At 60.1% G+C, this 22,867-nt stretch carries 21 protein-coding genes and 1 pseudogene; 13 read left to right on the top strand and 9 right to left on the bottom strand.

The window, feature by feature from the left end; translation table 11 throughout:
• The first annotated feature begins 7 nt into the window (after nt 1-7).
• Nucleotides 8-1,126 (top strand): ABC transporter ATP-binding protein, encoded by a 1,119-nt coding sequence (locus AC0L7L_RS19215; RefSeq protein ID WP_473510786.1) that lies wholly within the window; start codon nt 8-10, stop codon nt 1,124-1,126.
• Here the strand turns inward: AC0L7L_RS19215 and AC0L7L_RS19210 are convergent.
• The 3 genes and pseudogenes from AC0L7L_RS19210 to AC0L7L_RS19200 all read right to left on the bottom strand — a co-directional run.
• Nucleotides 1,120-1,677, bottom strand: a pseudogene (locus AC0L7L_RS19210) (pyridoxamine 5'-phosphate oxidase family protein); the annotation flags it as partial. The gene AC0L7L_RS19215 and the pseudogene AC0L7L_RS19210 overlap by 7 nt on opposite strands.
• 38 nt (nt 1,678-1,715) lie before the next feature.
• The gene (locus AC0L7L_RS19205; protein ID WP_473510784.1) at nt 1,716-2,939 is read right to left on the bottom strand and encodes an IS256 family transposase; all 1,224 of its coding nucleotides are present in this window, start codon (nt 2,937-2,939) and stop codon (nt 1,716-1,718) included.
• Between the two features lie 23 nt (nt 2,940-2,962).
• Nucleotides 2,963-3,094 (bottom strand): hypothetical protein, encoded by a 132-nt coding sequence (locus tag AC0L7L_RS19200; RefSeq protein ID WP_272213714.1) that lies wholly within the window; start codon nt 3,092-3,094, stop codon nt 2,963-2,965.
• A 170-nt stretch (nt 3,095-3,264) separates the two neighbouring features.
• On the opposite strand from AC0L7L_RS19200, the gene AC0L7L_RS19195 reads away from it, so the two are divergent.
• Complete coding sequence (locus AC0L7L_RS19195) at nt 3,265-4,362, top strand: linear amide C-N hydrolase (RefSeq protein ID WP_272213713.1); 1,098 nt, start codon at nt 3,265-3,267, stop codon at nt 4,360-4,362.
• A gap of 73 nt (nt 4,363-4,435) precedes the next feature.
• Here AC0L7L_RS19195 and gad read toward each other — a convergent pair whose 3' ends face one another.
• Entirely contained in the window at nt 4,436-5,830 is a 1,395-nt protein-coding gene (gene gad, locus AC0L7L_RS19190; RefSeq protein WP_473510781.1) for a glutamate decarboxylase, read from the bottom strand.
• A gap of 203 nt (nt 5,831-6,033) precedes the next feature.
• On the opposite strand from gad, the gene AC0L7L_RS19185 reads away from it, so the two are divergent.
• The 8 genes from AC0L7L_RS19185 to AC0L7L_RS19150 all read left to right on the top strand — a co-directional run bounded on the left by AC0L7L_RS19185 (nt 6,034) and on the right by AC0L7L_RS19150 (nt 15,504).
• Nucleotides 6,034-7,206, top strand: a complete 1,173-nt coding sequence (locus tag AC0L7L_RS19185) for an alpha/beta hydrolase (RefSeq protein WP_473510779.1) — start codon at nt 6,034-6,036, stop codon at nt 7,204-7,206.
• Nucleotides 7,207-7,317: 111 nt separating this feature from the next.
• A complete protein-coding gene (locus tag AC0L7L_RS19180) occupies nt 7,318-8,763 on the top strand; it encodes a metal-dependent hydrolase family protein (RefSeq protein WP_272213708.1) in 1,446 nt (481 codons plus the stop codon).
• Nucleotides 8,764-8,772: 9 nt separating this feature from the next.
• Nucleotides 8,773-9,606 carry a porin family protein gene (locus AC0L7L_RS19175; protein ID WP_473510777.1) on the top strand — a complete coding sequence of 278 codons (834 nt, stop codon included), beginning with the start codon at nt 8,773-8,775 and terminating at the stop codon, nt 9,604-9,606.
• Nucleotides 9,607-9,724: 118 nt separating this feature from the next.
• Nucleotides 9,725-10,009, top strand: a complete 285-nt coding sequence (locus tag AC0L7L_RS19170; RefSeq protein ID WP_473510775.1) for a YtcA family lipoprotein — start codon at nt 9,725-9,727, stop codon at nt 10,007-10,009.
• 3 nt (nt 10,010-10,012) lie between these two features.
• Nucleotides 10,013-11,047, top strand: a complete 1,035-nt coding sequence (gene mdtN / locus AC0L7L_RS19165; protein WP_473510772.1) for a multidrug transporter subunit MdtN — start codon at nt 10,013-10,015, stop codon at nt 11,045-11,047.
• Nucleotides 11,031-12,857 (top strand): FUSC family protein, encoded by a 1,827-nt coding sequence (locus AC0L7L_RS19160; protein ID WP_473510768.1) that lies wholly within the window; start codon nt 11,031-11,033, stop codon nt 12,855-12,857. Before mdtN ends, AC0L7L_RS19160 begins: the two co-directional genes overlap by 17 nt.
• Nucleotides 12,854-14,341: a TolC family protein gene (locus tag AC0L7L_RS19155; RefSeq protein ID WP_473510765.1), complete on the top strand. Its 1,488-nt coding sequence runs from the start codon at nt 12,854-12,856 to the stop codon at nt 14,339-14,341. The genes AC0L7L_RS19160 and AC0L7L_RS19155 overlap by 4 nt, the downstream gene beginning before the upstream one ends.
• 59 nt (nt 14,342-14,400) lie before the next feature.
• Nucleotides 14,401-15,504 (top strand): calcium:cation antiporter, encoded by a 1,104-nt coding sequence (locus tag AC0L7L_RS19150; RefSeq protein WP_473510762.1) that lies wholly within the window; start codon nt 14,401-14,403, stop codon nt 15,502-15,504.
• A gap of 4 nt (nt 15,505-15,508) precedes the next feature.
• On the opposite strand, the gene AC0L7L_RS19145 is transcribed toward AC0L7L_RS19150, so the two are convergent.
• Nucleotides 15,509-16,723 carry an META domain-containing protein gene (locus AC0L7L_RS19145; RefSeq protein ID WP_272213693.1) on the bottom strand — a complete coding sequence of 405 codons (1,215 nt, stop codon included), beginning with the start codon at nt 16,721-16,723 and terminating at the stop codon, nt 15,509-15,511.
• Nucleotides 16,724-17,001: 278 nt separating this feature from the next.
• On the opposite strand from AC0L7L_RS19145, the gene AC0L7L_RS19140 reads away from it, so the two are divergent.
• Both AC0L7L_RS19140 and AC0L7L_RS19135 read left to right on the top strand, forming a co-directional pair.
• The gene (locus AC0L7L_RS19140) at nt 17,002-17,559 is read left to right on the top strand and encodes a cytochrome b (protein WP_272213692.1); all 558 of its coding nucleotides are present in this window, start codon (nt 17,002-17,004) and stop codon (nt 17,557-17,559) included.
• A gap of 18 nt (nt 17,560-17,577) precedes the next feature.
• A complete protein-coding gene (locus AC0L7L_RS19135) occupies nt 17,578-18,330 on the top strand; it encodes a RibD family protein (RefSeq protein ID WP_272213691.1) in 753 nt (250 codons plus the stop codon).
• Here AC0L7L_RS19135 and AC0L7L_RS19130 read toward each other — a convergent pair.
• The 4 genes from AC0L7L_RS19130 to AC0L7L_RS19115 are packed head-to-tail and all read right to left on the bottom strand — an operon-like array spanning nt 18,310 to nt 21,541.
• Nucleotides 18,310-19,101 carry a class I SAM-dependent methyltransferase gene (locus AC0L7L_RS19130; RefSeq protein ID WP_473510757.1) on the bottom strand — a complete coding sequence of 264 codons (792 nt, stop codon included), beginning with the start codon at nt 19,099-19,101 and terminating at the stop codon, nt 18,310-18,312. The genes AC0L7L_RS19135 and AC0L7L_RS19130 overlap by 21 nt on opposite strands.
• Nucleotides 19,098-20,135 carry a glycosyltransferase family 4 protein gene (locus AC0L7L_RS19125; protein WP_272213687.1) on the bottom strand — a complete coding sequence of 346 codons (1,038 nt, stop codon included), beginning with the start codon at nt 20,133-20,135 and terminating at the stop codon, nt 19,098-19,100. Before AC0L7L_RS19125 ends, AC0L7L_RS19130 begins: the two co-directional genes overlap by 4 nt.
• Nucleotides 20,132-20,530: a 6-pyruvoyl trahydropterin synthase family protein gene (locus tag AC0L7L_RS19120; RefSeq protein WP_272213686.1), complete on the bottom strand. Its 399-nt coding sequence runs from the start codon at nt 20,528-20,530 to the stop codon at nt 20,132-20,134. The genes AC0L7L_RS19125 and AC0L7L_RS19120 overlap by 4 nt, the downstream gene beginning before the upstream one ends.
• A 12-nt stretch (nt 20,531-20,542) precedes the next feature.
• Nucleotides 20,543-21,541: a zinc-dependent alcohol dehydrogenase gene (locus AC0L7L_RS19115; protein WP_272213684.1), complete on the bottom strand. Its 999-nt coding sequence runs from the start codon at nt 21,539-21,541 to the stop codon at nt 20,543-20,545.
• Nucleotides 21,542-21,759: 218 nt separating this feature from the next.
• On the opposite strand from AC0L7L_RS19115, the gene ribA reads away from it, so the two are divergent.
• Entirely contained in the window at nt 21,760-22,866 is a 1,107-nt protein-coding gene (gene ribA, locus AC0L7L_RS19110; protein ID WP_272213683.1) for a GTP cyclohydrolase II RibA, read from the top strand.
• Nucleotide 22,867: the final 1 nt, after the last annotated feature.

Below are 22,867 nucleotides of genomic sequence, written 5' to 3'. Positions count from 1 at the left end.
TTTTCCCATGGCTGACGTTTCGCTGAATGCAATCCGCAAGTCGTTCGGGTCGATCGAGGTCATCAAGGGCGTCGATCTCGATATCACATCGGGGGAATTCGTCGTGTTTGTCGGCCCTTCGGGCTGCGGCAAGTCGACCTTGTTGCGCATGATCGCAGGACTTGAGGACATCACCTCGGGCACACTTGCCATCGGCGGCAAGGACATGACCGACGAGGACCCCGCCAAGCGCGGCATCGCCATGGTGTTCCAGACCTATGCGCTCTATCCGCACATGACTGTGCGCGAAAATATGGGCTTTGCGCTCAGGTTCGCGGGCATGAACAAGGCCGAGATCGAAGCCCGCGTGATGGACGCGGCCAGAATGCTGGAGCTGGAAACCTATCTCGACCGCAAGCCCAAGGCACTGTCCGGCGGCCAGCGCCAGCGGGTTGCCATCGGTCGCGCGATTGTGCGCCATCCGGATGTTTTCCTGTTCGACGAGCCACTGTCGAACCTCGACGCGGAGCTGCGCGTCCATATGCGCGCCGAGCTTTCAGCGCTTCACGGCCGGCTGAAGACGACGATGATCTATGTCACCCATGACCAGGTGGAAGCGATGACGCTGGCCAACCGGATCGTGGTTCTGCGCCAGGGTATTGTCGAGCAGATCGGGACGCCGCTGGAACTGTTCAACACGCCGGCAAATCTTTTTGTGGCAGGCTTTATCGGATCGCCGGCGATGAATTTCCTGCCAGCCACGATTACAAAGGCTGAAGCAGGCAACATCACCCTCAACCTTCTGGGCGAAGAGGAAATCGATGTGCCGGTTGAAGGCGACCTTCCGCCAGCGGGATCAAAGGTGACGGTCGGCGTCCGCCCGCAGAATATTCGTCTTGCCAGCGACGGCGAAAGCAGTTTCGCCATCGATATCACCCTTGTCGAGGCGCTTGGCACAGAAACCGTTATCTATGCCACGGCAGGCAATGGCGAGCGTGTGATGGCCGTGCTGGCCGGCCAGCATGTGCTGAAAACCGGGACATCGATTGATGTCACCTTCGATGTCGCCGATGTCCACCTCTTCGACGAGGCCGGTCAGCGCATCAAGACCCGACCGGCCACATCAACGGCACGCGCGCCTCAGTAAAGCGTCTTCTTGTAGATGTCCTCGAGATCGGCGTCGATCCGCTCCATCTCACCATCGTCCTGCGGCGCACCGGTGGTCTGGTCAAGGATGATCTTTGACAGCGAGGGAAAGCCGGAACGGTCCTGAAAATGATCGGGACTCCAAAGATGCGAGCGCCTGAAGGCCTTGGCGCAGTGCATGAACACTTCACTGATGCTGACCACAATCGCCAGACTGGGCGCGCGGTCCTTCACACGCATGGTGTCAAGCAGGGCCGGATCGCGCGTCAGCTGCGCCTTGCCATTAACCCGCAGCGTATCGTCAAACCCCGGAATGATGAACAGCAGACCGACATTCGGATTGGCGACGATGTTTGACTGGCTGTCGAGCCGGTTGTTGCCGGGCCGATCAGGGATCGCCAATGTCTTCGGATCGAGCACTTTGACGAAGCCCGCCGGATCGCCGCGCGGGCTGACATCGGCCCGGCCATCACTGCCCTGGGTGCCGAGACATAGAAAGGGCGCGCGTTCGATGAAGGCTGAAGCATGGCCGTCGAGTGCGGACAGGCACTTCTTTGAGACTGTCTAGAATTTTGTGCCCTGGCGTTGTTTCAGGACATAGGGAAACGTTCTTCGAACATGATTGCGAGCTGGCTTTTGACGGCGTGCCATTCTCGCACTGAACGCTTCCACTCGGTTGAGGTAGCATTGAGGGCCAGATAGATCAACTTGGCCGCAGCCTCATCGCTCGGGAAGTGTCCGCGCGTTCTGACGGCGCGCCGGATTTTCGAGTTCAGCGCCTCAATGGAATTCGTGGTGTAGATCAGCCTGCGCACCTCGGGCGGATAGTCGAGAAACGGGATGACCTCGTTCCAGGCCCGCCGCCAGCTTGGCGCGATCGCCGGATAGCGCCCGGCAAGGTCACTGTCCTCGAAAGTTGCCAGCGCTTCTTCCGCCGCCTCGATATTCACGGCGGTGTAGACCGTCTTGAGCGCCTTGGCGACGGCCTTGCGGTCCTTGTAGCTGGCGAAATTCATGGAATGGCGCAGGAGATGGACAATGCAGGTCTGAACCTGCGTCCTCGGGAAGGCTGCCTCGATGGCCTGCGGAAAGCCCTTGAGGCCGTCGACCACGGCGATCAGAATGTCCTGAACACCCCGGTTGCGCAGATCGGAAAGCACGCTGGCCCAGAATTTGGCGCCTTCATTGGCCTGGAACCACAGGCCCAGCACGTCGCGCGTGCCGTCCGGAAGGATCACCAGCGCCACGAACACCGCCTTGTTGGAGACCGCGCCGTCGCTGCGGATATTGACCCGGATCGCGTCCATGAAGACGATCGGATAGCAGGGCTCCAGAGGCCGGTTCTGCCATGCCGTGACCTCATCCATCACGCTATCGGTGATGGCGGAAATCAGGCCGGGGGACGCCTCCACGCCGTAGATTTCCTCGATATGCCCCTGGATCTCCCGGGTCGTCATGCCCCGGGCATACATCGAGATGATCTTGCGGTCGAAATCGGGAAAGCGGCGCTGGTATTTGGCGATCAGCACCGGATCGAAGGTGCCGTTGCGGTCGCGTGGGATGTCGAGGACCACCTTGCCGCTGTCGGTGGTCACCGTCTTGCTGCTGCTGCCATTGCGGCGGTTTGCCGGCTCGTTATGGCCTTCGGGCACAGCCTCAGCCCGCTCTTCGTCGAGATGGACGTCAATCTCGGTGCTCAGGGCACGTTCGGCCAGTGCTTTCGTCAGTTCGGACAGAATACCATCCTTGCCGAAAAGGTCACCGGGCGAGCGCCCTTGCATCAGGCGGTCCAGGAGTTCTTTGTCGATGCTCATACGTGGGTCTCCTCAAAGAGCAGTTACCACGCCAGAGCACAAAAATCAGGACAGTCCCACTTCTTTTCGGCCAACCCGCTGACCGGCGGAAACAGATCCCTCAGAGATTGCTCGTCTTCAATCAGAAAATCCGGTTTGATCTCATAGGCCGTCATTCTGGTTTCCTCCTGAAGCGAACCCGCGACCCGCGCCAACGCGAGTCTGTCTGTCGGCAAAACCGGAAACGTAGACGCTTCGCTATGAATTGGGAAGTCTTCAAGACTTGCGCACCTTTAAGCCCCACAATACCCTGCCGCTCAAGCAATTAGTACCAGCGAGGTCATCCATGTGCACGTCCCTTCTCTACACTGATCTTTCCGGCTCCGTTTACGCAGGAAGAACGCTGGAGCTTCCAGTTGAACTGCCCTATCTGGCCGCTTTCCTGCCCAAGGGCACGCCGCTTTCATCGAAGGCAGGCGGTCACGCACCGCTGAACTATGAAAGCCGCTATGACATTTTCGGCGTCGTAGTTCCCAATGGCAGCGTCAAGGATTTGAAAGTGGTCGAGGGCCTGAACGAGGCCGGGCTCAATTTCTCGCTGCTCGCCTTTGCCGACACGCATGGCCCGGATGACACCGAAGCGCAGGACGTGCCCGCACTTTCCGCGATCGACCTCGGCGCATGGATGCTGGCACAGTTTTCAACCGTGGCGGAAGTGAAACAGGCGCTGGAAAAGCAGACCGTGCTGGTCGATCCACTTGAAGCGCTCGGCGGTGTCGTTCCGCCGTTCCATTATACGGTTCACGACAAGAGCGGCGCCTCGATCGTCATCGAATTCTTCGATGGTGAGCGCCATATCTTCGACAATCCTCTGGGAGTGATGACCAACAGCCCGCGTTTTGACTGGCACGTGACCAATCTCAACAATTATACCCACCTCAACAATGTCGACCGTTCAGGCGCGACCTTCCTGGGTCAGGATTTCATCCAGCCCGATTCCGGCATCGCCACAGTGACGCTGCCTGGCTCCGACACTGCCGTCGACCGTTTCGTGCGGGCAGTCTATTACGCTCAGTTCAGTGAAAAGACGGACGGTTCCGAGGCGTCGCTCCGCCAGCTTGGCCATGTGATGAACAAGTTCGACCGGCCCAAGGGCGCCTCGGTCTACTCCAGCGCCAAGGCAAGCGCGCTGACGGAATCGGCCACGAAGCTGACCGGCCAGCAGCCGGCGCAAAAGCCGGAGTTCATTACCGAATACACCTCCTGGATCACGCTGATCGACCTGGAACGCGGAAAATTGATGCTGCGCACCTATAACAGCCTCGGCTATGTATCCTTCGATCTTGCCACGCTGAAGGCCGGGGCCACCGGGCCCAAAGTCGTCCCGCTCGAAGCCTTCAATCAGGGCAGCACCGATGCCGAAAAGGTGTTGCTGGCGCACTGAGCACCACAGAACGAAAAACGCCGCGTCCCGAAAGACGCGGCGTTATAAGCCATGCAATTAAAATCTGCCCAATTCAGTGGTGGAAGCCGGAAGCCTCGTCTTCTGTCAGCGGCTTCACGATCGGATGCGCCTTGAAATAATCGATCGCCGCCTTCATGTCGTCGATCAGCAGCGAGCAGAGATCAATCGAAACACCGTTTCTCACCAGAATGCGCTGGATCGCCTGATCACCGCAATTGGCCGGCAGCGTATAGGCCGGAACCTGCCAGCCGCGCGCGCGCAACCGGTCGGCAAGGTCGAACAGCGTGTAATTGGTCGCAATTCCTTCCTTCAGTTTCCATGACACCGCCGGAATGCCCTTTGCCATGTCGCCGTCAAAGACGATGTCGAAAAGACCGGTCTTTTCCAGCTCTTGCGCCAGATAGGCAGCGCTGCGGTAGCAGGCTCCATGAACCTTTTGGTAGCCCTGGCGGCCGAGGCGCAGGAAATTGTAGTACTGGCAGATGATCTGCCCGCCCGGGCGCGAGAAGTTGAGCGCGATATCGCGCATATTACCGCCGAGATAATTGACCCAGAACACCATCTGTTCGGGAAGGTCCTGCTCCTCGCGCCACAACACCCAGCCGACGCCGAGCGGCGACAGACCGAACTTGTGTCCGGAAGCATTGATCGATTTCACCCGCGGCAGACTGAAATCCCACTCCAGCTCCGGCGCACAGAAGGGCGCGAGAAACCCGCCGCTGGCACCATCCACATGGATCGGAATATCGAGGCCCGTACGCGCCTGAAGATCATCCAGCGCATCGGAAACTGCCTTTACCGGCTCGTATTCACCGGTATAGGTCACACCAAGGGTCGGAACGACGCCGATCGTGTTCTCATCGCAAAGCTTCAGCACCTCTTCCGGTGTCATCAGCAGACGGCCGTTCTCCATCGGGATTTCACGGTGTTCGACATCCCAGTAGCGGGTGAACTTGTGCCAGCAGATCTGCACCGGACCGGTGATCAGGTTCGGTTTGTCGGTTGGCTTGCCTTCGGCCTTTCGCTTTGCCTCCCAACGGCGCTTCAGCGCAAGCCCGCCCAGCATGGCAGCTTCCGAAGACCCCGTGGTGGACGTGCCCGTCGCCGGACCTTCCGGCGCGTGCCAGAGATCGGCCAGCATCCGCACGCAACGGGCCTCGATTTCGGCCGTCTGCGGATACTCGTCCTTGTCGATCATGTTCTTGTCGATGCACTCGTCCATCAACTTGTGGATTTCGGGCTCTTCCCAAGTCTGGCAGAAGGTCGCCAGATTCTGCCGGGCATTGCCGTCAAGCAGCAACTCGTCATGGATCGCGGCATAGGTAAGACGCGGAGCACGTTCTTTTTCAGGAAAGCCTGACTTCGGCAGGATCGCCGAAAGATCGGACGCACCGTAGGTCTCGTCGTTGAGATCAAACGGGTTGTCCTGTTCGCTTTTTTCCGTCATCGCCTTCTTCTCCCTTTGTCACAGGTCCTTGAAAAAGTGTTATCGGGTCGGTCAAAAGCGGTCAAGGCAAGCTTCGTAAGTAGAAAATTTCGTGAAATGAAACAGGTTTGCGGACGGACAATACTTGCTTTCCGGCAAGAGCGCCCGTAGGAAAAGTGAACGGGGCGACCGCCCGCGCAGACCCGAGGCAAAGAAATCGGATCATGCAGATCGCGAAGAACACTCTCGAAAATGGTATCGACCGCTTCAGCGTGCGGGTTGGTGCTGTGCGCCTCGCCCTTGCATGCCTTGCCATGCTGTTGCTTTCCGCCTGCTCAGCAAGGCCCGGTCCAGAGACGATCTATCCATATCCCGAAAACGTCGAGGACAAACGCACCGTCACCGTCTATGTCGCAACGACGCGCGAGCGCGCCGAAGAGGCGATCGACGGCTTTACTCCTGAGCGTGAGGACGAGCTGAGCTATGCGGAATTCGTGATCTCGATCCCGCCTGGCCACGACCCAGGCGAAATCGAATGGCCCTATTCCCGAATACCACGCCCGGATGAGCATTTCACGGTTCTGAAACATACCGTACTGTCGCAATCGGCATTCGATGCCCGGATTGCCAAGCGCGCGCGCGAAACCGGCAAGGGCAATGCCGGCGTCTTCGTCCATGGGTTCAATGTCTCGTTCCAGGAAGCCCTTTTCCGGATGGCCCAACTGGCCGCCGACAGCAGTGTTTCCGGTGTGCCGATTCTGTTTTCATGGCCTTCGCAGGCGCGCATTCTCGACTATGCGACCGACAAGGAATCCGCCACCTTCTCGCGCGACGGGCTGACAGATGTCCTTGAACAGGTCACGGCACTTTCCAGTGTCCGCTCAGTCTTGGTGTTCGGACACAGCATGGGGGGCTGGCTGACGATGGAAGCCTTGAGACAGCTGAGCCTTGAGGGCAACAAACAGGCACTGCGCAAGCTCAATGTGATTCTTGCCGCGCCCGATATAGACGAGGACGTCTTTGCCTCCCAGGTCGATGTGATCGGACCTCTCGATCCCCCCTTGATGGTGATGGTGTCCGGTGACGACCGCGCACTGGGCTTTTCCCGGTTCATCCAGGGTAACCGACAGCGTGCCGGCCAGCTCGACATTACCGATCCCGAAGTCCTTGAACAGGCGCAGAAGATGAATGTCGCACTGATCGACATCTCATCGGTCGGCTCGCGCGACATGCTCAATCACAGCCGCTATGCTGCTCTTGCGGCAATCTATCCCGAACTGGGCGAAGACACCGAACTCGGCAGCCGCTTCAGGAGCGCCGGTGCCCGGTTCCTCGACGGCATGGGCCGGACCGTGAATTCCTCCGCCAGTCTTGCTGAAACCACCGGCTCGCCATAGACCGAAATCATCTTCCCGAAAGGGCACAGCTTTTCATTGAATCGGTTCTGGCCAACAAGGCCGTGACCTATAAAAATTGGTCAAGCTTACCGAAGGCAACAGGAGAAGACGATGCGCGCAGGGTCAAAATACCAACATCTCGTTCACGGAGCGGGATGCCCGTGTCACGCACCGGAATTCGTACGCCTCAATCAACGCCTCATGGAAGGTTTCAGCCGGCGATCGGTCCTCAAGGGCGTTGCCGGAACCATAGCCGCCGGTGCGCTCGCCTCCGTACCATCTCTGGCTGAGGCCAATGATCGCGCGACATTGTTGACCAATGTCCGCATTTTCGACGGAGTTTCCAACAATCTGATCGAGGGACGCAACGTTCTGGTGCGCGGCAGCCGGATCGAGGCATTGCCCCCTGTCGCCGAGGACGTGGCCGCCGTTGATGTCGTCGATTGCGGCAACCGCGTCCTGATACCGGGGCTGATTGATGCCCACTGGCATTCACTGCTCTGCGCCATTTCGATGCAGACAGCGATGACTGCCCAGGTCCCCTATGTCCATCTCGTCGCCGCTGCCGAATCCGAAAAGACGCTGATGCGGGGCTTTACCACCGTGCGCGATGTTGGCGGCCCGTCCTTCGCGCTCAAACGGGCAATTGACGACGGCAAGGCGATCGGCCCGCGGATCTATCCCGCAGGCGCGATGATCACCCAGACTTCCGGCCATGGCGATTTCCGGTTTCCTTATGAGATCCCCGCCTCCGACAACACCAATCTGAGCCATGCCGAAGAAGCCGGCATCTCCTCGATCGCCAACGGCGTTCCGCAGGTTCTGAACCGCGTGCGCGAACAGCTGATGCTGGGCGCAAGCCAGATCAAGATCATGACCGGCGGCGGCGTGTCCTCGCAATATGATCCGATTTCGAGCCTGCAGTTCACCCCGGAAGAGATACGGGCGGCGGTACAGGCGGCATCGGACTGGGGCACGTATGTCTGCGCCCACGTCTACACTGCCGAAGGCATCAAGCGTTCGATCGAAAACGGCGTCGCTTGTATCGAACACGGTCAACTGGCGAACGAGGAAACCGTGCGCATGATGGTCGACACCGGCACCTGGTGGAGCATTCAGCCCTTTCTGGCCGACGCTGATTCCAACCCGCAGGCCACCGAACAGCAGCGTCAGGACCAGCGCAACATAGCCGAAGGCACCGTGCGATGTTTCGAATGGGCCGGCAAATTCAACATCGAACGCATGGTCTGGGGTACGGATATCCTGTTCAATCCGGCAAGGACGAATTCGCAAGGCCGGCAGTTGGCAAAGCTCGCCGAATGGTTCTCGCCCGCTGATGTTCTGAAGCTCGCCACCAGCCGGACCGGTGAACTGCTTCAGCTTTCCGGCGAGCGCAATCCCTATCGTGGACGTCTCGGCGTCATCGAGACCGGAGCCTTTGCCGACATGCTGCTGATCGACGGTAATCCGCTTGAGGATATTTCTCTCATCGCCGATCCTGACAACATGGCCATCATCATGAAAGATGGCCGCCTCTTCAAGAACACATTGGCCTAGGAGGCTGGGATGCACACATCTGCCGCAAAACTGGCTCTCGCGGGCCTGGTAACAATCGCAATCTGTGACGCAGCACTGGCCGCCGACCCGGTGACGCCGCAACAGCCTCAGCCGGCACCGGTGGTGCCGATCACGACCAATAGCTGGAGCTTCGAGTTGACGCCCTATATCTGGGGGGCTGGGATTTCCGGGAAAATTTCGCCCTTCAGCGGCGCCCCGACCGTGGCAGTTGACCGCAGCTTTTCTGAACTGCTGGAAAATCTGAAGCTTGCCGGCTTCGTCAATTTCCTTGCGACGGATGGCCAGTTCGGCGTCTATGCGGACGTCATGTATATCGACAGTGGCAAAGAAAATGCCACCGGCCCGGTTACACTTCCCAAATTCGGTCCTGTGCCAGGCATCGACGCCAGTCTCGACGCCCAGCTGCTCAATGCCGCGCTGTTCGGCACCTACCGTCTCGCGGATACCGACGGCTTCACATTCGACGCGCTTGCCGGCGTCCGCGTTTTCCAGGCGTGGACCGATATTTCAGTCAAAATACCCGGCACATCCAACAGCTATCGGGCAAAGCGGGACTTCGGCTGGGTCGATCCGGCCGTTGGCGCGCGCATGGAATATGATTTCGGAAAGGGCTTCGGCTTTGTCGGTCAGGCCGATATCGGCGGCTTTTCCGCCGGTTCAAACCTCACATGGCAGGCCATGGGGGCGGTCACATACGACTTCTCGCACTCCACAGCGCTGTCGCTCGGCTACAAATACCTGTCCATAGACTATGAAAATGACGGCAAACTGCTCGATGTCGATATGCAGGGCCCGACCGTGGGACTCACGTTCCGGTTCTGATCAGGCCGGTTCTGAAAAGGTCGCACCCGTTAAGCCTGACAGTCAGACCTGGTTGACACCTGCGGTCGCCGTGAAGGACAATGTCTTGCGGATGAATTTTAAGCACTAAGGGGGGCAAGTGCGCAGCGTGCATGTATTGCGTAAAGCGGGGCTTTTTCTGGCGGGACTGCTCCTGCTTGCATCCTGCAGTTCGGTGGATCGTGGACCCGTCATTCCCTTTTTCGGGGCCTATTTCCCCTCATGGATCGCCTGTTCGCTGATCGGCATTATCAGTGCGGTCATCATACGGCTCATATTCATCAAGGCCGGCATTGATGCCGTGATGCCGCTGCGCGTGATCGTTTATCTGTTTCTGGCGATCGCGATCGGCCTTTCGTCTTCAATCCTCCTGTTCGGGCGGTAACCCATGTTGAGTACAAAGGCAAAGCTTGTCGCCCTCATCCCCGTTATCGTCATCGGCGCGACCATCTATCTCGGATGGACGCATATGACGCGGATGAATGAGAATTTGCTGTCGCAGGATGCGACGCTGACCGCACCGATCACGCAAATCTCCTCGACCGTGCCCGGCCGGATCGCCGAGATCCACGTTTCCGAAAATGACGAGGTACAAAAGGGCGATCTCCTGTTTTCCCTGGAGGACGAGTCCTATCGCCTTCTGGTGGCGCAGGCCGAGGCCGATCTGAAGGCGGCCGAAGCGCTTTACGCCGCGCAACAGCGCAGCATTGCCGCCGAAACCGCCAATGCCCAGATCGCAGTCCAGCAGATCGAGCGCGCGCGCGCAAATCTGGAACTTGCAGAGGAAACACTGGAACGCCTACTGCCGCTGCAGCCCAAGGGCTACGTTACCGACCAGCAGGTGCAGGATGCCCGCACAGCAAAGCGCGACGCCGAAGTATCCCTCGAACAGGCGCTGCAGCAGTCGAAGGCAGCCGATGCGCTGATTTCCACGCCAGAAGAGACACTGGCGGTGATTGAGGCCCGCCGGGCGGCCCTCGCGCTCGCCCGACACAACCTTGCCAACACGAAAATCTACTCACCGCATGATGGCAGGGTCGTCGGCCTGAAGTTTTCAAGCGGCCAGTTCGTGATTTCGGGTGCGCCCCTCTTCACCCTCGTCAATACCGGCCAATGGTTTGCGACCGCTCTCTACCGCGAGGCCGAGCTGAAAGAGCTGAAGGCTGGCGCCTGTGCATCCGTCTATGTGATGGCCGACCGCTCGGAGGAGATCAGGGGCCGCGTGCAGGGCATTGGCTGGGGCGTTGCCACCGAAAGCATGATCGCTCTGCCAAGCGCCTTGCCCTATGTGCCTAAGGAACTCGACTGGGTGCAGATCGCGCAGCGTTTTCCGGTGCGCATCGAGTTGATCGACCCGCCGGAAAATCTGATGCGCATCGGCGCATCCGCCTCGACAGTGGTTCGCCATGGCGACGAATGCTGAAAGCGCGCTGAGGCGGAAATCGCACCGGCTGATCGATGACCTCAGGCCGTTTCCGGGGCGTTTCAGGCTGTCACTGTCCATTGGAGCCATCTGCGCGATCTCGACCGTCATCTCGATGATGTATCATTTCCCGGAAGCCGCCATCGGCTGTTATCTGGTGATCTTCCTGATGCGCGCCAATGCAGCGGAAAACGTCGTCACCGGCGTCGGCATTATCGTCGCCGTCAGCGCCGTGGTCGTGCTTTTGATCGGCATCATCAATCTGACCATCGATCATCCCCCGGCCCAGATCGCGGCAATCGTGCTTGCCTCTTTTATCTTCCTCTATCTGGATTCAGCCACCAAGGCCGGTGAGCAGGCCGGCATTGTCGCACTGGTGATTTCCTTCGTCCTGACATTGCTCGGCAACATTCCACTTGGCGAAATCGCCACCCGTGCCGTGCTCTATGCCTGGGCCATGGTTTTCGTGCCGATGGCTGTAATGGCCGTCTATAATCTGCTGTTCGGCATCCCGCCGCAGAAACTTCTGCGCCAGACCATCGCCGAGCGTCTGGAGCTTGCCGCCGATCAACTGGAACGACCGGACACCAAAAATGACCTCGCCTTCATGGACGCGCTTGGCGAAGGGACGGCAGAATCCGACAAGAGGCTGATGCTGACGAAGCTCCTGCATCTCGTCTACGGCAAGGCCTACGAATTTCTGGAGCGCGGTCAGGCCCATAGTTACCGGTTGCTGCTTGCCGTTTCCGCCCTGCCGGAAGATGCCAGCGCCGAAATCCGCGCGGCGCTTGCCCGGATTTGCCGCAACTTGGCTGAAGCTGTTCTGGCCAGGAAAGACCTGCCTGCCTTCGATACCGATGCCTTTGAGGGCGATCCCACCTTCACGGATGTCGCGTTTGCACTCGACGACCTCAGTCATATGGCCCCCCTGGACAACGGCGCACCGGTTGATGATCCGGCTGTCTCGCCGGACATCTTCTCCAACCCCGTCCATCTGCAATTCGCGCTGAAGACGACGCTTGCCGCCGTCACCTGTTTCTTCATCTATACCGCAATCGACTGGCAGGGCATTCATACCGCGATGATCACCTGTTATGTCGCGGCCCTCGGCACCACTGGCGACACCGTGCACAAGCTGGTGCTGCGCATCGCCGGATGCCTGATCGGCGCTTTTTTCGGCCTCATGGCAATCCTGTTCGTCATCCCCCAGCTCGAATCTGTCGGCGGCCTCGCCTTGCTGATCTTTGCCGTCGTATCGATGGCTGCATGGGTCTCGACCGGCAGTGAGCGGATTTCCTATGGCGGGGTCCAGATCGCACTTGCCTTCCTGCTGACGGTGCTGCAGGGCTTCGGGCCAGGCATCAGCCTGAGTGCCGCCAGTGACCGCATCATCGGCATTCTCCTCGGCAATATGGTGGTCTATCTGATTTTCACCAATATCTGGCCGGTCAGTGTTGCCGACGAAGTGAAACGGCGGGCCGGTGCGGCAACGGCCAAGCTGAAACAGCTTGCCAGCCTCGACTTTGCCACCCGCCGCGCCTCCACAGCACTCGTGGCCTCGGTGCAGACCGATCTCGGTGTGATCCGCAACGCTGTAGAGATGGCGTCTTACGAACCGCGCCGCATGCGTCCCTCGCTTGAGGACCGCAAAGGCTATGCCGGCAAGGTTCGTGCGCTCGACGCGCTCTCGCTTGCGCTCTACTTCCAGACCGACCCGCCACCTGTTACTGCCCTTGAGCCGGATCCGGGCACGCGCCCAGACGAACCGACAGAATTTTCAAACACCGCCCAACCGGGAGAAACGACGTGAACCGAAACCTTCTTTCCGGAATGGCCGGTATCATGACTGTATTCGCACTCACCGCGCTCGGCGGCTGCGCGGCCGACTCCCTGTCGCTGGCGCCGCCATCGCCCGAACGTCCGTGGCTGCCGGCAGCGGAAAACACCAATGCAGATGACCTCAGAACCACCGCGCAAGGCGGCACCGAACTGGCACTGTCAAAACCGGTGGTCGACACCAGCAAGACCTATACGCTGCCGGAACTGATCGACCTTGCCCAGCGCACCAATCCGGGAACACGAGCGGCATGGGAGCAGGCACGTCAAGCCGCTCTTGCCGTCGGCATGGCAGAGGCGACTTATCTGCCGGTGATCACTGCCAATGTCATCGCCGGTTCCAACCAGAACGCTGCGGAACTGCCGATACCGATTGGCGGCAGCGCCTATTTTGACAGCAATATTCAAGGTGTGGTGCCCTTCATGGCGCTGCAATGGCTGGCGCTCGATTTCGGGGGCCGCAGTGCGGTCGTGGAAGCGGCAAAGCAGATGTCGCTTGCCTCTAACTACCAGTTCAACGCCATGCACCAGAAACTGGTGTTCGCGGTAACCGGCGCCTATCACGATTATAATGCAGCCCGCGCCCACACGCGCGCCGCAAGTCAAGCGTTTTCCAACAGCCGGACCGTCTCCGATGCGGTGGTGGCCCGCAGGGACCGCGGACTGGCCACTTCCGTTGATCAAGCCCAGGCCGAACAGATCATGGCGCAGGCCGAACTCGGCCTCGTGCAGGCCAGGGGCACCGAGCAGGACAGCTATCAGGCGTTACTCGGCGCACTCGGCATTTCGCCGATGTCAAAGTTGAAGATCGCCGATACAGCCGGACGCGGCCTGCCCGCTTCATCGCGCGCGCCGGTCGATACCATGATCGAGATCGCACTTTCCAACCGGCCCGATATTCTGGCGGGCTATGCCACGCTTGAGGCCAGCCGCGAGGGCGTCAAAAAGGCCCGCTCCGACTTCATGCCGAAGGTCGGCATTTTCGGAACGCTGTCATCCTATGAAACAGGCGTGACTGCGGGCGGACTGCCGACCATCGACAATAACGGCCTCAACGGCAATATCATGATCGGCGCCACCATTCCGCTTTATGACGCCGGCATGCGCGACGCCAATCTGAAACAGGCCGAGAGCCGCGTGGAAGCCGCCAAACGCAATTTTGAACAGCTGAAAGACACCGCCGCCCGCGAGATCGTTGTCGCTTCCAATGCGCTGACGACCGCACTTCAGGCCAATGCCTCTTCGGTCAAACTCCGTCAGGCCGCCTACAAGACCTACGATTCTGCGCTCGAAGCCTATCAGAACGGTGTCGGCACTGTCCCGGCGCTGGCAACCGCACAGACCGGCCTCCTGGAGGCGCGGCTGGCTGAAAGCGACGCGCGGGAAGCCGCCTTTACCGCTGCCGCCAACCTTGCCTTCGTGCTGGGCACCTCGACAGCAGCCACAGTTCCCCGCTAAGAAACAGAGACGGTCGGGCAAGGCCCTCCGACCCCATTGTTCAGGAGAGACACAAATCCATGCACAGCCCGAGTTCGATACCCCTGTGGAGCGTATTGTTGCCGCTGGCCGCTGCCGTCATCGTCGCGCTCGAAATGTTCGGTGTACTGCATGATACATCGATCATCTTTCTGGTGCCTGCGGTTCTGCTTCTCGGCGGCTCGGTATTTGCATCCGTTCTCCATGCTGAAATCCTGGGAGCGAAGGTCGGAGAGCCGATGGGGTCGATCATCCTCGCCGGCTGTGTGACGCTGATCGAGGTGGCGCTGATCGTCTCGATCATGCTGTCGGGTGCTGAGGGGGCTGAGGAAGTCGCGCGCGACACGGTTTTTGCCGCCGTCATGATTGTCCTCAACGGCATTATCGGGCTTTGCCTCGTCGTCGGTGGACGGATCTATCACGAACAGAGTTTCAAGCTCGCCGCAGCGACCGCAGCCCTTGCCGTACTCGGCACGCTTTCGACACTCGCTTTCGTGCTGCCGAATTACGCAATCTCCGGCCCGGCCCGGCAATATTCATGGGCGCAGCTTCTTGTCGTCAGCATCTGCTGCCTGCTGCTTTACGGCGTTTTCCTGTTTATCCAGACCGTGCGCCACCGCAACTACTTCACCGACGAGCCGGATGGCGACGACAACGAATTCTTCCCCGCCCACCACGAAGTGCCGCCGAACCGGGTGACAGCAGCAAGCGCTGTATTGCTTCCGTTCTCGCTTCTGATGGTGATCCTGCTTGCCGAAATACTGTCAGCTCCGCTTGACCAGGCAATCTCCATGGCCGGCTTGCCGCAGACGCTGGTGGGCGTGATGATTGCCACCCTGGTGCTGATGCCGGAGGGCATTTCCTCGGTGCAGGCAGCAATGAAAAACAGGATCCAGCAGAGCATCAATCTGGTGCTCGGCTCGGCGCTTGCCAGTATCGGCATATCGATCCCGGTGGTGGCGCTGATCTCGATCGCACTCGGCCGTCAGATGACCCTCGGGCTCGAGCCAGAGCAAACGGTGATGCTGCTTCTCACGCTGTTTGTCAGTACGATCACACTTGGCACCGGCCGCACCACCGTGTTGCAGGGCGCGGTTCATCTTGTGATCTTTGCCGTCTTCGTGCTGCTGACGCTGGTGCCGTAACCCTTCAGCGCCCGGCCCGGATCACGGTTTCGCCGTCCGCCGTCAACAGAAGTTTGCCATCATCGCCAATGTCGAAGCTGTCAACGGTGCCGATCGCCGCGAAGAACTGGCGTTCCAGCTGCACCAGCGGTGCATCGCAGGCCATCGTGGTGGCGGCCAACGGTCCGATTTCAAGACCGCCCTCGCCGCCAAGCCTGATGGCACCCATATAGCGATTGCACCCGGCAGAACCGGAGATACGCCCATCGGCGCTGATTTCGATGGTCACAGACCCTGGCTCCGCAAGCGTTTCTGAACCGATCGCCGAGACGCTCCATTCCGCTCCGGCAAGAAGCGCAATCGTGTCACCGCCACAGCCTCTGAGCACACCCGAGGCCGTTGTCAACTTGGCGGTCTGCGGAAATAGCCGCCCGCTCATGTCATCCCGGCAAAGCCGGTCACTGACGGCGAAAGAAAGACCGAAAGCCTCGAACGCAAAATGATAGGCACCGTCAAAGACCTCAACTTCGGGGAGGCTGAGGTCGAGCCGGTCATCGCCGTAATTAAGGTCCAGACGGAAACGCTCGCCGTCAATGACCGCCCGCCAGCCGGGCTCATTGCCCTGAGCTGTCCAGCTTGTGTCGGCGCCAACCGCCGCACATTCGGGATAGTCCTCGCCGGCAAGCCTCAGCATGGCGCTGTGGCCCTTGCTCCAGAATTCGTTCTCGCCGTCCTCGCTGGCAAATCGCGCGCCGTCTGCAGAGACAGCCTGGGGCAACTGGAAAATCATGTCGTCGGTTTCGACAACCGCCATTTCGTCATGAAAACCGACCCCGACCTGGATATCGCCGCAAAGCCAGGTGGTCTGAAAACCGGAAGGGGTGAAACCGGAAACCCACACCGTGCCGATATCGACATCATCCGAACCAGCTGCAATCGCAACGGTTTCCCCGATGAACGCAATGGTATTGTCGATCATGATGGCAGCGGACAGCTCGCCCTCGACACCGGCCGGCACGGCGACTTCAAAGGCAAGCGGGACCTGCCCTCCACCGGTCGACTGGAAGAAACTGCCAAGCCCGGCGCCCTGAAAACCGAGCACTTCGACGGCAAGCTCGGCATCCTCCGGCAGCGCCATCCGCTCGCGATAGGTGACCTCACCGGAGACTATCCGTGTTTCCTGCGCAAGGGCGGACGACGATGCCAGCGCGGCAATAACAGTGATCAGGATTTTCGACATGATGATCTCCAGCGATTTGATTTAGGTCTGAATCCTAACCGAGCAAAGCAACAGGTCAACGCCGGTCGGCCGAGATTAAGCGTCTTTGCTAACTCTTGCTCGCGCCTGTGGCCGTTCAAATCATAACCGCCTTTGCCGTTGGCTCAGATCCCGGGGCCGCGAACCACCCGATTTACGCCGTGGCAATCCGCTGCTATCGTCATCTCTCAATTCCAGCATGGATGGTGGTGGTCGTTTCGGGGCAGCGTTGATGACACCCGACGGCGCAGGAGGATATCTTGAACGAGAACACAGGACCGGGCAAACCATCGCGTCTTGCGATTGACGTCGAGCGCTATCCCGCAACCTCACGCATCCTGCACTGGGTGATCGCAGTCCTTGTGCTTTTGACATGGCCGCTGGGCATGGTGATCAAGTTCGTCAAGAACGAAGTCTCGCTCGATTTCTATCTGATCCACGAAAGCCTTGGCTTTCTGGTGTTGTGGCTGATGCTTCTCAGGGTCGGAAACCGGCTTTTGACGCGCGCGCCGCAAGAAGACGGACCACAGATCGAGCGGATCGCAGCGGCCTCGGTCCACGGGCTTTTCTATGTGTTCCTGATCATCATGCCACTCAGCGGGTTTCTCGCCACCAACGCGCATGGCTTCCCGTTCAGCTGGTTTGGCGTCCTGCCCATCTGGAGCCCGATCGGCAAGGCGCCAGATATCGCCGGGACGCTGTCGGCCATCCATCTGGCCACCGCATGGATCCTCGCTGTTTTGTTCGTGCTTCATATCGGGGCGGTACTGATGCACCACATCATCCGGCGCGATTTCACCCTCTACCGGATATTGTAAGGCATGAAGACTGTCGAAATGACGGAACCCCTCTGGGAGCGGCTGCTTGCCCTTCGCGCGGGCGGACCAGCTCTGGACGTTACCCCCACCGCCACGCTCTACGCCCCGATCGCCGCTGCGCCCGGCTCATTTGTGCTTGCGCAGGTCGGCCAGTCGCTCGACGGGCGGGTCGCGACGCCATCAGGCGATGCCATGGATATTTCGGGGCCCGACGGGCTGGCCCACCTGCACCGCTGCCGCGCACTCGTCGAGGCGGTGATCGTCGGCGTCAACACAGTGAAGGCCGACAATCCGCGCCTTTCGGTCCGGCTGGTGAAAGGCCCCTCGCCCGTTCGTGTGGTGATCGACTGCAACGGCCAGCTTGATGGCAACGAGGGCTTGTTCCATGACGGTGGTGCGCCGGTGATCATCGTTGAAAGCACGTCCGTTCGCGCACGGCATCTGCCGAATGCCGAAATTCTGCGCCTTGCGCCTGGTGAAAACGGCATTGAAACCGGCGCAATCGTCAATGCGCTCACCGCGCGCGGCCTCAGGCGCATCCTCGTTGAAGGCGGCGCGCGCACCATTGCCCGCTTCATATCGGAAGAACAGCTCGACCGGCTGCATGTCGCCATTTCGCCGCTGATCATCGGCGCCGGACCCAACGGTCTCAACCTGCCGCCGGTCGCGCGGCTATCCGATGCACTGCGGCCCGACGCCGAAATATTCAGCCTCGGCAGCGATGTCCTGTTCGATTGCGCGCTTTCGGCGTCAGCCAGGCAGGGCGAGTAGGTCGGTATGGCCGACGGTGCACAGGCTGTCCGGCTCATCAATGACAGCGATGCGGAACGTGATCCAGGCTTCGATATCGCGGGATGTCAGACCGCCGATCTCCTGCAGCGGCTGACGGAAACCCTCGATGAAGGCGCGTTGAAGCGCTTTGCTGTCCCCGTTTAACAGCCAAGGGCTTTCCGCCGTCTCGACCCGGAAACCGTGCGCCCCGAACAGGGCTGCCAACCGTTCTGACGCCGTGGGGCCGAGTGCCACGCCAAAGCCCTTGTCAGTCTGCTGATGCCTGTTGAAGACGGCGACCACGTCATTATCGAGCGCGTGCGGCTTGGACCACTGAATGCGGCCGTTATAGTTCAGCGCGGCATAGAGCCCGACAGCGCCCATGGCGAGCCTTTCAGCGAACGCTGCCGAGAAGGCCTCTGAGCAGAGATCAAACAGTGCGGACGCGGTAACAAATGCGACCTCCTCAAGCGGAAGCCCGCCAAGGTCATTCAGATCGTGCCGGCGAAAGGCGACCCTTTTTTCCGCATCGGTCTGCCGTTCCGCAGCTCTCAGCAAAATGGGATCATTGTCGAGAAGCAGCCATTCTGTATCAGCAGGAACCGTCCCCGCAAGGCTGCGAAGCGTCGATCCAGTTCCGCAACCGATATCGACGATCCGAGGTCTGCGCTTTGCAGCAAGGTGGCGCGTGAGCGCGTCCATCAGATGGCCATTGCGGGCGGCCCGGTCTGCCGGTTCACGCAGTAAAAGCCAGTCAGCGTCAAAACTCATGTTATCTCCTCCAGCACATCGGAAACGATGCAACCTGTCTCCGCCCAACCGGGAAGCAGAGCACCCGCCCTCTGCGCCCCAACCGCCTTTTCAAGGCGTCGTTTCGGGTCGATAAGAAAGCGTCGCAGCGCGTTAGCAAAGGCCCTGACATCGTCCACCGGCACCAGGATCCCGGCATCGTCCGGCACCACATCCGGAACGGCGCCTGTGCGGCAACCGACAATGGGCAAACCATGCGCCAGCGCTTCGGCGAACACCATACCGTAGCCTTCATAACGGCTGGCCAGCGCAAAGAGATCGGCCCCGGCAAATAAAACGCCGGTGTCTTCTACCGAACCCGCCAGATTAACCCGATCGCCAAGACCCGACGCGCGGATCTGCTGTTCGATTTTCGACGCCGTATCGGCGTCAAGTCTCTGGCTGCCAGCAATTGTCGCTGTCCAGGCGAGGTCTTCGACCTGCTTCAACGCGGCAATCAGCACATCATGCCCCTTGCGCTGCGTCAGCGTGCCAACGGAGAGGATATGTGGCGGTCCATTACTCCCCGCTGCCGGTGAAACCCTGTCCGTTCCCGGCACGGCAATGGTGATGTTTTCAACATCCACGCAAAAGCCGGCAACCAATTCGCGTGCTGTCTGAGGCGAGGTTACGATGATGTGGCGAGCGTGACCCAGCGCACGGGTTTCGCTTCTCCGCAGGGCCGTGACCCGCTCCGGCGACAGCCCGGTCTCAAGCGAAAGCGGGTGATGCACCAAAGCGACGATATTCAGCCGCCGACCCTCGCGCGCAGCCCATTCATCCAGCACGCCGAAGGCAAGCCCGTCGATCAATATCAGCGCTCCGTCCGGAACCGCTGAAAGCCCCTCTTCGGCTGTTTTCAGGACAGGTCCATCGGGATATGGAAATCCGTCTCCCAGCGGCATAAGCGTCACCTGCCACCCCGAAGCCTCAAGCGCTGCGATCAACCGCCGGTCATATCCGTAGCCGCCGGTCTTCAGATCGAGACTGCCGGGGAAGGCGAAGACCAGCTTCAAAGATCGGCCTCATACCACCCGCGCGCGGCGTGGGATTCGTGCAATGTGACGCGGATCTTGCAAATCCTGCTGCTGCCCGGACCAAGGCGCCCGTCGGCGACCGCTTCGGCAAGCCGGTCGAAAATGAACTTGGCGATCACTTCCGTGGTTGTCACCTTGCCCTTGAGCGCCTCGAGTTCATCGAGGTTCTGGTAGTTCAGCGGCTTCAGCACCTCGCCCAGAACCGTGGTCGCGGCACCGATATCGACGGCCAGCCCGTCATCATCCAGATCGCGCGTGAAAAACGCGGCGTCGGTCACGAATGTCGCGCCGTGCATGGCCTGGGCAGGGCCGAACACCGGGCGGGGAAGCGAATGGGCGATCATGATGTGATCGCGAACCTCGACAGCAAACATATGGGGGTTTCCTCAATAGCGGATGCGATGGCAGAGCGTGTCTGGAGACGACAGAATGCCGGGATAGGCATCCTCAAGCTCCGTAAATGAAGTGTCGCCCGAAATCAGCGCGTCAAGGCGGGCATCGGCAAGAAGTTCGAGCGCCTTGGCCATGCGCCGCGAAAACGTCCAGCGCGCGCGATGTGACGGCGGGATCGAACCGACCTGCGAACTGACGACGGAAAGCCGGCGTGCATGAAATGATCCGCCGAGCGGGATGGCCGCATTGCCTGCACCATGCCAGCTCGCTTCCACAATCCGCGCCTCCTGTCCGGCGCTTTCGATTGCCGTGGCTAGCGCCTTGTCCGACCCCGAAGCATTGACCGCCACATCGAACGGCCCCTCATAGCCGCTTGCGCAAAATGCCACGCCGAGCTGTTGCGCAAGTGCTGCCCGCCCGGCATTGGGATCGATCAGCGTGGTCTCGGTGCCCGCAATGGAGGCTGAGAGATAGGCCACCAGCGCGCCAACCGTGCCGGCACCGAAGACGGCGACCGTATCGCCCGGCTGGATCGCCGCATCCCAGACGATGTTGAGCGCGGTCTCCATATTGGCGGCCAGCACGGCGCGTTCCGGGGCCAGGCCTTCGGGCAGGGCCGAGAGCATGGCAACGGGCGCGACAAAGCGGTCCTGATGAGGATGCAGGCAGAACACATGGCGGCCGATCAGGTTTCCCGGGCCTGCCACAACCCGGCCGACGGCGGCATAGCCATATTTCACCGGAAAGGTGAAATCGCCGGCCATGTTGGGCCCGCGCATGCGCGCCCGCTCGCTTTCCGGCACCTTGCCCATGAACACCAGCGTCTCCGTTCCGCGGCTGACGCCGGAATAGAGCGTTTCAACGAGAGCCTCATCCGCGCGCGGATCCGGAAGCGCTTCGGCGCGCAATGCGCAGCGTCCGGCCTCGGGAAACCACAAAGCTGTTGCGCGCCCCGAAATTCCGGTGTGCCCGGCCGGTGTTGAATCCGACATTGCCCTCTCCTCGCCTCAATGAAATTGCAGGTCCACAATAGGACGTTGCGCAGACGGTTTTTGTTCCGGCTCACATGAACGTGCACTTCCCTTGCTGTTTTTTGTGCAGCAGACTGAACCACTTGGGAAGTGAAAACGTTGTAAACGATGAATGCAACAATTGTTCAAGGCCAGTAGACGAGTGAGTAGACGGGCCGGCAAACGGGGGAGAGACCGCAATGGCGCAGGATGAATTTGTCGACTTTGAATCCGTTTCGCCTGAAATCGAGGTGGAGCGCGCTGTAGCGGAACTGCGCTTCGGCCGCCCCGTGATCATGCGTGATGGCGACCGGCAGCGTGTGACGCTCGCGCTCGATTGTGTGGCGCCTTCGCTTTACGACCGTTTTGCCCGCGCTGCAGAAAACCGGCACAGCCTGTTTTTGACCAAGGAACGTGCCGACCGGCTCGGCATAACGGCTGAAACGGGCATTGCCGTTCCGCTTGACGGCGCCGATTTCGAAGCCGCGTCGCGCCATGCCTATGCGCTTTCCGGTACGAAACCCGCAGCATGGGCACCCGCCGACACGCTGATGGCGGCCTCTGCTGAACTGGCGCGCCTCGCCTTGCTGCTGCCGGCCATGATCTCCACCGAAATCGAACGTGGAGACACGCGCTTTGCTGCCTGCCAGTGTGTCGACCTGAAAAACCTTCGGCGAAGCGATGCTGCACGTCAACGCTTTCAGCAGGTTGCGCGCACACGGGTGCCGTTGAAGGACATCGGCGATGCCGATTTCGCCGTGTTCCGCGGCGGGCTGGCACAAAAGGACCAGATCGCCATCATTGTCGGCAAGCCGGACACTAACGCACCCGTTCATGTGCGCATTCATTCCTCATGCCTCACCGGCGACCTGTGCGGCTCACTGAAATGCGATTGCGGCGATCAGCTCAGAAACGGCCTTGCACAGCTGAAGGCTGTCGGTGGCGGGGTTTTGATCTATCTCGATCAGGAAGGCCGGGGCACGGGGATCGGCGCCAAGATGCGTGCCTATGGTTTCCAGCATCAGGGACTTGATACCATCGACGCCGATGCCGAACTCGGCCTTGGGAGCGATCACCGCCGCTACGAGGCTGCTGCGGCAATGTTGGAACTGCTCGGCATCTCGAAGATTGTGCTGCATACCAATAACCCGACAAAGGTTGACGGCTTGCGCTCAAGCGGCATTGATGTGACAGATCAGGTTCGCGTCACGGGCACCGTGACCGCTGACAATGTGAATTATCTGAGAACCAAAGCGCTGCGAGCCGGTCACACGCTGGAGCTCGAAAGCCTGATCGCGGCGGAATAGA

The sequence above is a fragment of the Martelella sp. K41-7 genome (assembly GCF_055808365.1).
Note: the sequence above shows the minus strand (reverse complement) of the source record. Positions and strands in the feature narration are given on the sequence as shown.